This is a genomic window from Photobacterium leiognathi, assembly GCF_030685535.1.
In the GTDB taxonomy this organism is placed as follows: domain Bacteria; phylum Pseudomonadota; class Gammaproteobacteria; order Enterobacterales; family Vibrionaceae; genus Photobacterium; species Photobacterium leiognathi.
Genome location: NZ_CP131599.1, coordinates 813579 through 825853 on the forward strand (window position 1 = coordinate 813579; position 12275 = coordinate 825853).

The 12275-nt window shown below is 37.5% G+C and carries 14 protein-coding genes; 7 read left to right on the plus strand and 7 right to left on the minus strand.

What is annotated here, in order from left to right; translation table 11 throughout:
• The first annotated feature begins 121 nt into the window (after positions 1-121).
• Positions 122-646, plus strand: coding sequence for an HD domain-containing protein (locus Q7674_RS03770; protein WP_045062475.1), 525 nt, complete (start codon positions 122-124; stop codon positions 644-646).
• 107 nt (positions 647-753) lie between these two features.
• Here the strand turns inward: Q7674_RS03770 and nadE are convergent, their stop codons facing one another.
• On the minus strand, positions 754-1590 hold the full coding sequence (nadE, locus tag Q7674_RS03775; RefSeq protein WP_305421730.1) for an NAD(+) synthase: 837 nt from the start codon (positions 1588-1590) through the stop codon (positions 754-756).
• Between the two features lie 234 nt (positions 1591-1824).
• Here nadE and Q7674_RS03780 point away from each other — a divergent pair, with 234 nt between their 5' ends.
• Positions 1825-2346: a nicotinate-nicotinamide nucleotide adenylyltransferase gene (locus Q7674_RS03780; RefSeq protein ID WP_023934309.1), complete on the plus strand. Its 522-nt coding sequence runs from the start codon at positions 1825-1827 to the stop codon at positions 2344-2346.
• Between the two features lie 110 nt (positions 2347-2456).
• The gene (locus Q7674_RS03785; RefSeq protein ID WP_237156710.1) at positions 2457-2906 is read left to right on the plus strand and encodes a hypothetical protein; all 450 of its coding nucleotides are present in this window, start codon (positions 2457-2459) and stop codon (positions 2904-2906) included.
• Positions 2907-3010: 104 nt separating this feature from the next.
• On the opposite strand, the gene Q7674_RS03790 is transcribed toward Q7674_RS03785, so the two are convergent.
• Entirely contained in the window at positions 3011-3688 is a 678-nt protein-coding gene (locus tag Q7674_RS03790; RefSeq protein WP_305421732.1) for an AraC family ligand binding domain-containing protein, read from the minus strand.
• Positions 3689-3947: 259 nt separating this feature from the next.
• Between Q7674_RS03790 and Q7674_RS03795 the strand changes: the two genes are divergently transcribed.
• Positions 3948-5060, plus strand: coding sequence for a 1-acyl-sn-glycerol-3-phosphate acyltransferase (locus Q7674_RS03795; RefSeq protein ID WP_023934306.1), 1113 nt, complete (start codon positions 3948-3950; stop codon positions 5058-5060).
• A 49-nt stretch (positions 5061-5109) separates the two neighbouring features.
• On the opposite strand, the gene Q7674_RS03800 is transcribed toward Q7674_RS03795, so the two are convergent.
• Both Q7674_RS03800 and Q7674_RS03805 read right to left on the minus strand, forming a co-directional pair.
• Positions 5110-5553 carry an OmpA family protein gene (locus Q7674_RS03800; RefSeq protein WP_305421733.1) on the minus strand — a complete coding sequence of 148 codons (444 nt, stop codon included), beginning with the start codon at positions 5551-5553 and terminating at the stop codon, positions 5110-5112.
• Positions 5554-5746: 193 nt separating this feature from the next.
• Positions 5747-6679, minus strand: coding sequence for a LysR family transcriptional regulator (locus tag Q7674_RS03805; protein WP_008989312.1), 933 nt, complete (start codon positions 6677-6679; stop codon positions 5747-5749).
• 185 nt (positions 6680-6864) lie between these two features.
• Between Q7674_RS03805 and chrA the strand changes: the two genes are divergently transcribed.
• Positions 6865-8016 (plus strand): chromate efflux transporter, encoded by a 1152-nt coding sequence (gene chrA / locus Q7674_RS03810; protein WP_023934304.1) that lies wholly within the window; start codon positions 6865-6867, stop codon positions 8014-8016.
• A gap of 79 nt (positions 8017-8095) precedes the next feature.
• Positions 8096-8602, plus strand: coding sequence for a GNAT family N-acetyltransferase (locus Q7674_RS03815; protein WP_023934302.1), 507 nt, complete (start codon positions 8096-8098; stop codon positions 8600-8602).
• 113 nt (positions 8603-8715) lie between these two features.
• On the opposite strand, the gene Q7674_RS03820 is transcribed toward Q7674_RS03815, so the two are convergent.
• Positions 8716-9261, minus strand: a complete 546-nt coding sequence (locus tag Q7674_RS03820; protein ID WP_023934300.1) for a YceB family lipoprotein — start codon at positions 9259-9261, stop codon at positions 8716-8718.
• A 99-nt stretch (positions 9262-9360) separates the two neighbouring features.
• Positions 9361-10236 (minus strand): RNA polymerase sigma factor RpoS, encoded by an 876-nt coding sequence (rpoS, locus tag Q7674_RS03825; protein ID WP_023934298.1) that lies wholly within the window; start codon positions 10234-10236, stop codon positions 9361-9363.
• 449 nt (positions 10237-10685) lie between these two features.
• Here rpoS and Q7674_RS03830 point away from each other — a divergent pair, with 449 nt between their 5' ends.
• Positions 10686-11927: an Nramp family divalent metal transporter gene (locus Q7674_RS03830; RefSeq protein ID WP_305421738.1), complete on the plus strand. Its 1242-nt coding sequence runs from the start codon at positions 10686-10688 to the stop codon at positions 11925-11927.
• A 14-nt stretch (positions 11928-11941) separates the two neighbouring features.
• On the opposite strand, the gene Q7674_RS03835 is transcribed toward Q7674_RS03830, so the two are convergent.
• On the minus strand, positions 11942-12193 hold the full coding sequence (locus Q7674_RS03835; protein ID WP_045062463.1) for a hypothetical protein: 252 nt from the start codon (positions 12191-12193) through the stop codon (positions 11942-11944).
• Between the last annotated feature and the right edge of the window lie 82 nt (positions 12194-12275).

A 12275-nucleotide genomic window follows, 5' to 3' on the forward strand; every position in this document is an offset into this window, starting at 1 on the left:
AAAAGAAGAGCTTAGCGGCTCTTTTTTTATATCTGAATTCTAGCATTCCAAATAAAAGGCTGTTCAATTATCAAGTTTTGTTATAAAAGATAAATTAGCAGTTATATTTTGGGGTAATGATATGAATGACCGTTATTTACAGGCACAAGCATTTGCGAAGGAACGCCATGGTGAACAAAAATATGGAGATTACCCATACTACATTCATCTAGATGCGGTAGCAGAGCTCGCAAGCCCGTACGGTACCGATGCGATGATTGTTGCCCAACTTCATGATGTTATTGAAGATACAGAAACTACATTTGACGAATTAGCAGATGTATTTGGCTACACCATTGCTGATGCAGTTAATTACGTAACTGATGTTAAGTTAGAAGACAGAGCGAAGCGCAAATTAGAGATCAACCAACGTTTATTCTCGCTTAATCCTGCTGAAGATGCTGCGCGTTTAGCATTGATCGTAAAAGCTTGTGATCGATTAGCGAATGTTCGCTCGAGTAGTAATAGTTCCCGTCGTCATTATTTAATGTATCAAGCTGAGCATGAAGCGTTTAAACATGCGGTATTCCGCCCTGGTTTATGTGATGAAATCTGGGATGAATTAGACTCACTAATACATGCAAAAGACTGTGTTAATTGCTATTAACAAGCTTGGTTAGATAACTAATAAAAGAAAGCCTTTGTGTTTAGATAAACTAAACCAAAGGCTTTTTTGTTGCCGCGATAATCCACTCGCGGCAGGCATGAATAAGATTATTCTTCGTCGTAAATAGTCGGGATTGGTTGACGTTTGTGTTGAGTGACTTTGTAGATAGACACTAAACGATCACGTACGAAATCATCAACAGGCTTACCTTCAAGGAAATCATCGATTTGATCGTAAGAAACTTGAAGCGCATCTTCATCTGCTTTTTGTGGTGCTAGCTCTTCCAAATCAGCTGTAGGCACTTTAAATACGAGCTGCTCAGGCGCACCCAGCTTCGCCGCAACCTTACGTACTTGACGTTTATTTAGGCCAAATAAAGGAGCAAGATCGCAAGCGCCATCACCAAACTTGGTATAGAAGCTAGTAATGTTCTCGGCAGAATGGTCTGTACCTAAGACTAAACCACCAACAAGGCCTGCAATTTCGTATTGAGCAATCATACGAGTTCGTGCTTTTACATTACCTTTAACGAAATCGACTTTTGCTTCATCAGCAGGGATAAGGCCAGTACCTTCAAGAGCAAAAAGGGTACTTGCATGTGTACCATCAACACCATCTTTAATATTCACGCTAACCGAGTGGCTAGGCTTAATGAAGCGTAATGCTAGCTGAGCTTCATCTTCATCCTGTTGCTCGCCGTATGGCAGGCGTACAGCGATAAATTGGTAATCATTAGTATTGGTTTCTGTGTTTAAGCCATCAATAGCTAATTGAGCAAGGCGACCACAGGTTGTTGAATCCACGCCACCACTAATGCCTAGCACAAGAGATTTACAGCCTGATTGTTTAAGTTTTTTCTGAATAAATGCCACACGACGTTGGATTTCAAAATCAACGTCAATTTCAGGTAACACACGCATTTCAGTGCGGATAAGCTGTTCCATGGTATATGAATCCTTAAGGGCGTTAGCCCAAATATTAATCATTTGAAACGATATAATGGAGAAATGAGAGCCAAACCATTACACCTTTTTCAAAATCATGCGATAACTCTTAATTATGATCAATGCTAAAGATAGATTTAACTAAAATTAGTCAGCAATTTTCTAGGAAATGCTTAAATAATAGTTACATCATTAGGAAATCTTAGCGAAAAAACAGTTTGATAGGTCTGATGGATGCAACAAACACTCGCCGTCTTTGGTAGCGCATTTAATCCGCCCAGTTTAGGGCATCGCTCAGTGTTAGAACGCTTAGCGCATTATGACAAAGTTCTTTTATTACCAAGTTATAGCCATGCTTGGGGTAAAACTATGCTGGATTATTCACTTCGTTGTCAGCTTGTCTCTGCGTTTATTAAAGATATTGCTCAGAGCAATTTAGAACTCTCAACCTTAGAGCAAGAGATTGCCATTGATGATGAAGCAATAACAACCTTTGCTGTACTTGAAGAGCTTGAAAAGCGTTTTCCAGAGCATCAAATCACTTTTGTTGTCGGCCCAGATAATTTCCTGAACTTTGGCAAGTTTTATATGTCAAAAGAAATACTTAGCCGTTGGCAAGTGCTAGCTTGTCCAGAAACGTTACCAATAAGAAGTACCTTAATTCGTGAAAAGTTGGCTAAGGGAGAAAACATCTGTGAGCTGACAACACCAAGTGTTAGTCAGTTGTTGATGACAGATGAGCGCTATCAATTTTAAGTTTCAGGGGTTATGACATCGTGCTTAAAACAATCCTGTTATCGATTATATGTAGCTTTTCGTTTATTTTTTCTTCGTCAGCGTTGGCATTCAATTGCAATGACTCATATTTGGAAGGCGGTGCATCAAACCAGTTTCATCAAAATTACGGCGCAACATGTCCTGTTTTCTCTAATAGCCATGATCTTACACGTTACCGTCAGCTAAATGATGTAACGGCACAAGAGCATTCATCACCATGGAAGTTAGATCAGAGCAACTACGGCAGCCAATTTTGGTTACATTGGAATGATGATTTTGCCGATTCCCCCGTTTTTATGGATCACAGTGCCTCGACATTTTATGGTTTAGGATTTTGGATGCCAGAGCAATATGATGAAGAAGACGTTTCAGATGTAGCTGGCGCTGAAAGTTGGATCTTAAACCATGGTTTGCAAATGAGTTTAGGATTTGGTGATCCAAAAGGGCACACGCCGAGAGTGAGGTTTGATTATCGTTGGCACAACAATAGCCATGTTGAAGATGGTGTGTCGATGCAACTACATTTTCCTATCAATTAACGTTTTCCAAGTAATAAAAAACGCCCGTTGTGGGCGTTTTAGTTATTCTTTTCTTCACTTTTTTACTGAATCTGCTATCAGATTGTGTATTCAAAGCGGTTATTTCAAGGTTTCACCAAGAACCTAAGCAGTGATAATGCTTCAATCATCTGCTCGGTTGTATTTAGCTGAGCTGCAATTTGTGGCAATTTACGACCGGAACGACTCAGTTTCAGCGCTTCACGCATCATAATGCAGGCTTCACATTCTTTAACTGTCATATTCATAACAGCTTCAAGGCTAGTGATTGTTGCTTTTTCTGTTAGCTTATTACCCGATAGCATCAGAGCTAACGAATTATGATGTTGCTTATTAATAGCAGGGCATAGCGACTGAGTTGAGACAGAGAGCTTAGAGGTTTGATCAGCAATTACACGTAGCAAACGACCTTCAGCGCCTTCCCATTGGTGTTCATCAACAGGCGTTTTTGATAACTCGTCAAGTACAGCTCTGATTATAGGAGAAACAACAAAGAAGCCAGCGTCTGTACACAATGGCTGTGTCATTCGAACTGAAAACGCGACTTTGTAATATTGAGTACCAGGAAGCACTGTAATTGCATGTAAACAGTCAAATGGGATCCAAAAGCCATGGCCTTTAGTGATCATATGTTCATGTTTACCTAAACGGATCAGTACGCTGCCATTGGTGACGACAATAAAGTAAGAACAATGACTTTTACGACGTGAACCCACAAAAAGGAAAGGATGTTCGTTGTTTGAAAACTCAATAGCTTGTTTCATAGTGACTCTCTAACACATAAGCCTGCACATCTTCGTGTTTTTTTCTGATAGCGTCAACACAGAGAGGAATGTAATAACTAAATACTGTAGATAACAATCACTAGTCGAGCAAATCAGGACAAAACATCGAAATAACGTTTAAAAATTCGCCTAAATAATGAGGTATGACCTCCAACCATCACGGTTATTGATGTAGGTTGTTTGGCTAATGTTTTTTTATAAGTAAAATAAACCAGTTTTTTCAAGATGAAGCATGACTGTGCAAATAGATAACGATATTTATAAAGAAATCCGCCCTTATAACGACGATGAAGTTAGTGGTGCGATTCAACGCCTTATTGATGATAAAGATTTTATCAATGCTATTTTAAAATACCGATTCCCGCATGCATCGGGCATGTTTGGGTGGTTACTTATTCCTTTAATAAAGCGTTTTCTTGTCAAGAAATGGTCTGGTATCAAAACGGTTAAAGACGTACAAGATCAAGTTGCTAAGTACATGAATGGCACGATTGAACATTCATGTGACGGTGTCATTTATACCGGTCTGGATAAGCTTGATCCTAACCAATCTTACTTATTCGTTTCTAACCATCGTGATATCGCGATGGATCCTGCGATGGTGAACTGGTGCCTATATCAAGAGAAAATGGGCACAGTAAGAATTGCGATTGGTGATAACCTTTTAAAGAAACCTTGTGCGACAGAGCTTATGCGCTTAAATAAGAGCTTTATTGTTAAGCGTTCAGCTAAAGGTCCGCGTGAGTTAATGAAGTCGTTAGGTTTGCTATCAAGCTACATTTCGTACTCACTAGAAACTGGCAACAATATTTGGATTGCACAGAAAGAAGGTCGTGCGAAAGACGGTAACGATAAAACGGATCCTGCTATCCTAAAAATGTTTTACATGGAAGGCCGTAAGCGAAAACAATCATTTGAAGACTTTATGAGTGGTTTAAATATTGTGCCTGTGGCGATTTCTTACGAAAACGATCCATGTGATGTAGCAAAAGCTGAAGAATTACACCAGAAAGCGACAACAGGTAGTTACGAAAAAGGTGAGTTTGAAGATATCGAAAGCATCATTCAAGGTATTGTAGGTGAGAAGCGACGTATTCATATTAGCTTTGGTGATGTGATTACTAATGCCCCTGAAACACCAGAAGAATTAGCATTAGAAATTGATCGTCAAATTACGCAGAACTACCATTTATTCCCAGCAAACTATATTGCAGCAGAAATGGATTCAGAGCTTGTTACAGAGGATGAAAAATCCTTATTTGCTAAGAAGTTTGAAAATCACAGTGATGCAGTAAATGACATTTTAAAACAAATGTACGCATTACCAGCATTGAAAAAACAGCAGCAATAATAAAATCTTAAACGGCACTTAGGTTTATCACGAGTGCCGTTTTCTTTTGTTAATACATGTCTAGTTCAGGATCATAAGTCACGATAATAGTTTTTGGCATGATTAATTCGGTACTGTTTTTCCAGTTCTTCTCATACTGCTTGTAGTGTTTCGTCTCTTCCTGACTCGTTAGTATTATTTGTATTCTTTCTTGTTCGATCTTAAATTGCATCGCAATGTAATCAGCCATGCTATAAAGTCGATCGTATGCTAAATCATCTGATGTGTGTAAAGTGATAACAAGATAAGTTTCTTTATATGTATCAAGTAAATAGCCAATATTATTTAAAATAGTCTTCATATTAATGGTTAATTGACTACTGTCATTTTCAAAATAAATGACGTCATAGTGAGTTGGAAACGCCACCAATATACCTTGTTCAGGGTAGTGATTTAGCTCGGTTATCAATGGGTGTGATATAGGATTAGTTTGGCTAAAACTGTGAATGGTCATTGCCGATTTTGGTATAAGTAGAGCCAATAGAAAGACGATACTTGTAGTACAAGCATTTATGGAGAAACAGCGCTTAAAGCATTGATGAATTAACAACATAGCTTGCTCAATATACATGCTTTATTATCAGTCTAGTATATTGAGCAAGGTTACTTGGAGATATCTTCTATTAACTTATTGCAAGTAAGGACAATCAGTTGTTAGTCAGAATAGGGTTGTTGTTTTTATATGGCGGCATAGCCATTCTTTCAGCCATAAAATCGATAAAGCATCTTACTTTAGGGGCTAGATATTTACGTCGTGGGTATACCGCATAAATAGGTAAATCTACCGTTGTTTGCCAGTCTGATAACAGGGTAACAAGCTTGTTTGATTCAATTTCATCAGTCAGTAAATAGGTAGACAGATAAGCAATACCTAAGCCACTGACAGCGGCATCAAGGACTGCAGGGGCGTTATCAATACGGTAATTGCCACTAACACGAATAGACTGTTTAAGACCATCACGGCTGAATTCCCAATTGACATATTTACGCTCGCGGCTTTCATAAGTGATACAATTATGTTGGCGTAAATCACCCGGTACTGTTGGCGTGCCATGTTGCTCAATGTAGTCAGGGGAGGCGACAACGACAAACTCACATTTGGCGAGTTTTCTTGCGACCATTCCTTCCGGTGGATGCTCATGAATAGCGATCCAGCAATCAAAACCTTCTTCCAATAAATTAGGGCGATGATCAAACAAGCTGATCTCTAGTTCTAAATTAGGGTTTTGTTTCTGAAATTCAGCAAGGGCAGAGGTGATATGAATATTGCCAAATGATTGTGCGATACCTATGCGTAAAACACCTGTGATTTCATTACGATAACCTGCAACCATCGCTTCTGCTTCACTTACCGTATCAATAAGTTGCTGACCATAATCAGCATATTGAAGTCCAATCTCAGTAAGCACGACTGTACGTGTACTTCGCTGTACAAGTTGACAACCGAGCCTATCCTCTAAGCATTTTATTTGCTTACTTACCTGTGATTTAGAAATACCTAAACGCTCGGCTGCACGAGTAAAATTTTGTTCATGGCCTACTGCTGCCAATATTACCATTTGTTGTAAATTATCAAGCATTCATAAACCTAGGTGACGTTGTCACATAAAATAAGAGGAGGAAGCTAATAACCAAAGCATTATTATGGTTTAGCTACTAAACATCAATATAACTATTAGTAAAAACAATAAATAACATCATTTTAAACGATTTTAATAATGAAGAGGTTAACGCTATGATAATACGATAGTTTATGGAGGAACCCATGTTTACCGTTTTCACCACATTTTTACTTTTAGGTTTTTACAGTTTCGGTGGTCCAGCCGCACATATCGGCTTTTTTCAGCGTGCGTTTGTACAAGAAAAGAAATGGATCAGTGATGATGATTTTAACCACGCTGTAGCCCTGTGTCAGTTTTTACCCGGCCCAGCAAGTAGCCAATTAGGTATGTATATTGGCTATAAAAAAGCGGGCTATTTAGGAGCTGTTGCCGCTTTTATTGGTTTTACATTACCTTCATTTGCACTATTAACCGCTGTTGCGATGGCGAGTAGCAGTGTTACCCAGAATTCTGTTGTTGATAGCTTAATTCTAGCCGCAAAATTGCTAGCTGTTATCGTGGTTGCTGACGCATTATGGGGAATGGCAAAGAAGAATCTTACCTCTGCATTGACTATCACGATTGCTGTTATAACGGCAATCTGGGTTTATTTCAGCACAGGTTTACTAGGGCAAATTTTGCCGATTTGTATCGCCGCCGCTATTGGTTATGGGCTTTCGTACAAAAATGCCGAGCCTGCAAAAACACAGCAAGCCATTAGTATTAAACCGCACATGGGAATACTAAGTACATTTATTATCTTATTGGTTGTATTGCCATTTATCGCAAGTTATAGTCAAGGTTTTAATCTGTTTAACATCTTCTATCAGGCTGGTAGTTTCGTATTCGGTGGGGGGCATGTGGTACTTCCATTATTACAACCTATGATGGAAGGACTTGTTAGTGAATCAACCTTCATTAATGCTTATGCATCAGCACAGCTTGTTCCTGGGCCAATGTTTACAATGGCAAGTTACTTAGGCGCATCTATTGATTCCTTACATCCTGTATTGGGGAGCCTTATTGCTACTATTGCTGTATTTTTACCGGGAGCACTTCTACTATTTGCTTTTGTACCTGCATGGAAAGCGTTATTTGCTCATCAACGTTTGAAGCACTCAATTACATTAGTTAATGCATCAGTAGTAGGTTTGTTAGCAAGTGCATTTGTGACGCCAATTATGACAAGCGGCATAAAATCTTGGTTTGATATCGTATTAGTTGTTGTGGGGTTCATTGCATTTAAACAGTTCAAATGTCCGGTATGGTTACTAGCGGCACTGCTTTTTGTTGCGAATTATTTCATTGTGATTTAACAGCGATAAGCGTATAACAGTATGATTATTATAAGGATCTGAGCACATGCCAGATCCTTTTTTATTCTAGGAACCATGAATGAATATTGTCTGTGAAACTGAATCGCTAGTGATCCGCAAATTTGAACTAACTGATACTGACTTTATTATCAGTTTACTCAACGAAGAGTCATTCTTTCGTTATATTGCAGACAAAAATGTTCGTACTCACGACGATGCTATTCGCTATTTAACGCAAGGTCCAATTGCTTGTTACAACACTCATGGTTTTGGACTAAATATGGTTATTTTGAAATCGACAAATACACCTATTGGTATGTGTGGATTATTAAAAAGGGATGAACTGGATCTTCCTGATTTGGGTTATGCATTCTTAAGTCAATACTGTGGCAAAGGCTATGCATTTGAAGCTGCAGAAGCCGTAATCAGTGATGAAATGAAACGTTATGAGCTAACCAAAATTCAAGCGGTTACTTACCCCGATAACATAGCTTCAAACAAATTGTTAGAAAAATTAGGATTTGAACTGCTCGGGGAAATGGAACTCTATGGCTCAGTGAATAATTTATATCAATTTCAATGCTAACAAGAAGAATGTTTTTTGGGCGATGAGTAAAAAGAGGCACATTAAGTACCTCTTTTTGTTTATGTCTAACAACCTAATGCACTATAACTTTATATTGTGATTCTATAAATAATTTACCAATCGAGAACAAGTTGATGATTTTTAATAATTAAGTCAGGCTTAGTAGATTTTAAAAGGGCTTGCTTCATCTCAGACTCATCAAGCTTATACACTGGTTTAGTGGATAACACCTGACCAATCAGTGAAACAAAAGGCGTGACTACAGGCTTAGTTAGCATGTTATTGTATTTTTCTGGCTTAATATTAAGAGATTCGATGTTTAGGCTACGTAAGTAGATCGCGCCTTCGTCGGGATTGTAGAAGGGAATAGCACTAAAGTTTGCTTTTATAACAATATCTTGTGGTTGTTGGCCTGCAAGTTCTAGATTTGCACTTGCAGTAGCGTCAACGTTCACACGATTATCTGCCACACGACCAATACCGACTTTTACGTTATCAAAACGTCCTGTTGCGTAGGCGATACCTTGAATGCCAACAGAGCGCTCAACGTTAGTTTCTTTATTTATGTAGTTTTGCATTTCACTTTCAGTGACACCGTAACTACTACAGCCAGCAAAAATGAATGCAGAGCTAGCGATGATCAGAGCTTTTAAACGCATATAAATCCTTAGTAAAAGAATAACGATTCTATAATTTATAGCTCATGATAAACAAAAGAAGCACGTAAACCTACGTGCTTCTTTATTAAAATGAAAAACTTAACCGTTTGCGAACAAAACTGACAAGTCGTATTTATCTCGAGTCAGTGAATTTTTTAATTTTGATAATGATATTACTTGTAATTGACGAATCCGTTCTCGGGTTAACCCCACTTCCTCTGCGACCTCCTGTAGCGTTTGGGCTTCATAACCGAGAAGACCGAAACGGCGGCAGATGATCTCTTTGTCTCTTTTATTTAAACAATTAAGGACATTCGTTGTAATTTTTTCAATGGCTAAGTCATCAACATGTTGATCTGGCTTTGCCATGGTTTCATCAGCGATAAGCACTGCCATAGATTGAGCATTTACTTCACCGTTAACTGATTGATCGTACGAGATAATAGGGGTTTCGTAAGAAAGTGTCGTCGATACATCATGCAGTGATTTGTTCAATATATTAGCAATTTGCTCTTTACTAGGTTCCTCGTTATTTTTCTTAACTAACTGTTTGTGGGCTCTGACAATGGTATTAATTTCTTTTGAAACATGAACGGGCAATCGAATCGTTCTACCTTGATTATGAATAGCGCGTTCAATGGTTTGTTTTATCCACCATGTTGCGTAAGTTGAAAAGCGAAAGCCTTTCTCTGGGTCAAATTTTTCTACTGCTGTAATAAGACCAATATTTCCTTCATCAATTAAATCACTGATATGCATTGGACTACCACGGTATTTTTTGGCGATACTAACAACAAGTCTTAAGTTACTTTCAATTAAAACCTTTTTACTATTTTCATCGCCAGCTAAACTTTTTCGGCTGTATAACACTTCGTCTTCCTTGGTCAAAAGATCTTTTTCAGCGATATCTTTTAGGTATAAATGGACGATATCTCCACCATGTGAAAGCAGGTCATCTTTGTTACTAACATCCATATAATTATCCTTATTATACTTTTTACATATACTTATTTATAAATCTTAGTAAGCAACGGAGGTCACACTACCATAAAGGAATATCGTGTACAGCTTTTTTATTTAATTGTTAATAAAAAACGAATATTCGGTCACATAATCAAATGTATTCTTAATATAGTTAAGTGATATGGTTAGATGTATATTTTTGCTAATTCTTTTTAGGTTAAGTAATTAAGTGTTTGTTAATAATGGATATATTTATATTTCTTTATGGCAGCAAATATCTACTAATAATATATATATTTATAGCGTGCGTAATATTAATTTTAAATTACAACGATTGTTGATACCTATTAAAGTCAACAGATTCATTTTTGAAAGCTTACAAATCAATAATAGATCTTAAATGATATTGATTCTCATTTGTCGGTTGGTAGTATAACTCTATCTTAAATAAGGAGTTAGCCATGACCAGTTCGACACTTTCAATAAAGCCTGATATGGCTAACTTTAGCTTAAAGCTAAAAAAGAAACTTTTATTACTAGGTCCTGCTTTTATCGCAGCGATTGGCTATATCGATCCTGGAAATTTTGCAACCAACATTGAATCAGGTTCGGCATTTGGTTATCAATTGCTTTGGGTTGTTTTATGGGCAAACCTAATGGTCATGTTAATTCAATACTTGTCTGCAAAACTAGGCATCGTAACAGGCAAAAATCTCGCTGAACATTTACGTGATCACTTACCTAAATGGGCTATTGGTCCATATTGGATTCAAGCTGAAATTATTGCGATGGCAACGGATTTAGCAGAATTTATAGGTGCATCTGTTGGTTTCCAATTGTTGTTTGGTATTTCTTTAATGGAAGGGGCGTTGATCACTGCTGCTGCAACAATGGCGATTCTTCTACTTAGTAATAAAAGCCAGAAGCCATTAGAAGTGGTAATAGGATCACTGTTACTGTTAGTGGCTGTGGTATATGTTGTCGAACTATTTTTTGCCCACCCAGCAACCAGTGAAATGGTGAAAGGTTTAGTGGTTCCAACATTAGATAATTCGCATCAAATTTATTTGGCTGCGGGTATCTTAGGCGCAACCGTGATGCCGCATGTTATCTATCTTCATTCTGCACTGTTTAAAAATACTTACGGTGAGACTAAACAAAGACGTTTAAAATCAACACGTATTGATGTGTTAATTGCGATGGTCATCGCTGGTTTTGTGAATATTGCGATTGTTGCAATGGCGGCAGCAGTATTTCATTACTCAGGTAATCAACACATTGCTGAAATTGAAACTGCATATCAAACATTGACGCCTCTTGTCGGTAAAGCTGCATCAACCTTGTTTGCAATCTCATTAATTGCATCAGGTTTATCTTCAACAGTAGTGGGGACTATGGCTGGGGATGTAGTTATGCAAGGGTTTGTTAAATTTAGAATTCCAGTGTTATTACGTCGTGTGATTACCATGATCCCTTCATTTATTGTGATCGCATTAGCTATTAATACAACTGAAATTTTAGTGATGAGCCAAGTGGTTCTAAGCTTTGGTATTGCACTTGCTATCATTCCATTGCTCATTTTTACAAATAGTAAAAAACTGATGGGTGAATTTAAAAACAATACTTATGTTAATTATGCTGGCGTCGTTATTGTTACATTAGTTGTTGCGTTAAACGGTTATCTATTAGTTACATTATCGTAGTTTTAAACAAAAAGTTACGAACACTTTTTCACCTTAAATAGGTACTTAATTGCTTTCTGTTTGTTTTTAAAAGTTTTTAACTCTTGATTAGATGATACATCTTTTACCATCGGAGCACGTTTATTTAGGCTAAGAAGTTTTGTTTTTAAGCCGCTACATGGCACAACGTTATACTGTTCGACAAAATGCTCAAAACTACGTGCTCCAGATGGGAAAGATATAAGCAAAATAATCGATATTATTGAAGTGATAAAACACATTTTCATGACTTACTCCTTTAATATGGAATATTATATTTCATTTATGTAAATCAATGAAATCCAATATGTTTTAAAATGAGAGTTAGGC

What these genes read in the sequence shown, in the direction of transcription:
- Q7674_RS03800 (WP_305421733.1), bottom strand. Translation starts at nt 5,553, where the DNA reads ATGACCATTCACAGTTTTAGCCAAACTAATCCTATATCACACCCATTG.
- Q7674_RS03820 (WP_023934300.1), bottom strand. Translation starts at nt 9,261, where the DNA reads ATGCGTTTAAAAGCTCTGATCATCGCTAGCTCTGCATTCATTTTTGCT.
- Q7674_RS03815 (WP_023934302.1), top strand. Translation starts at nt 8,096, where the DNA reads ATGAATATTGTCTGTGAAACTGAATCGCTAGTGATCCGCAAATTTGAA.
- chrA (WP_023934304.1), top strand. Translation starts at nt 6,865, where the DNA reads ATGTTTACCGTTTTCACCACATTTTTACTTTTAGGTTTTTACAGTTTC.
- nadE (WP_305421730.1), bottom strand. Translation starts at nt 1,590, where the DNA reads ATGGAACAGCTTATCCGCACTGAAATGCGTGTGTTACCTGAAATTGAC.
- Q7674_RS03780 (WP_023934309.1), top strand. Translation starts at nt 1,825, where the DNA reads ATGCAACAAACACTCGCCGTCTTTGGTAGCGCATTTAATCCGCCCAGT.
- Q7674_RS03805 (WP_008989312.1), bottom strand. Translation starts at nt 6,679, where the DNA reads ATGCTTGATAATTTACAACAAATGGTAATATTGGCAGCAGTAGGCCAT.
- Q7674_RS03835 (WP_045062463.1), bottom strand. Translation starts at nt 12,193, where the DNA reads ATGAAAATGTGTTTTATCACTTCAATAATATCGATTATTTTGCTTATA.
- Q7674_RS03830 (WP_305421738.1), top strand. Translation starts at nt 10,686, where the DNA reads ATGACCAGTTCGACACTTTCAATAAAGCCTGATATGGCTAACTTTAGC.
- Q7674_RS03790 (WP_305421732.1), bottom strand. Translation starts at nt 3,688, where the DNA reads ATGAAACAAGCTATTGAGTTTTCAAACAACGAACATCCTTTCCTTTTT.
- Q7674_RS03770 (WP_045062475.1), top strand. Translation starts at nt 122, where the DNA reads ATGAATGACCGTTATTTACAGGCACAAGCATTTGCGAAGGAACGCCAT.
- rpoS (WP_023934298.1), bottom strand. Translation starts at nt 10,236, where the DNA reads ATGGATGTTAGTAACAAAGATGACCTGCTTTCACATGGTGGAGATATC.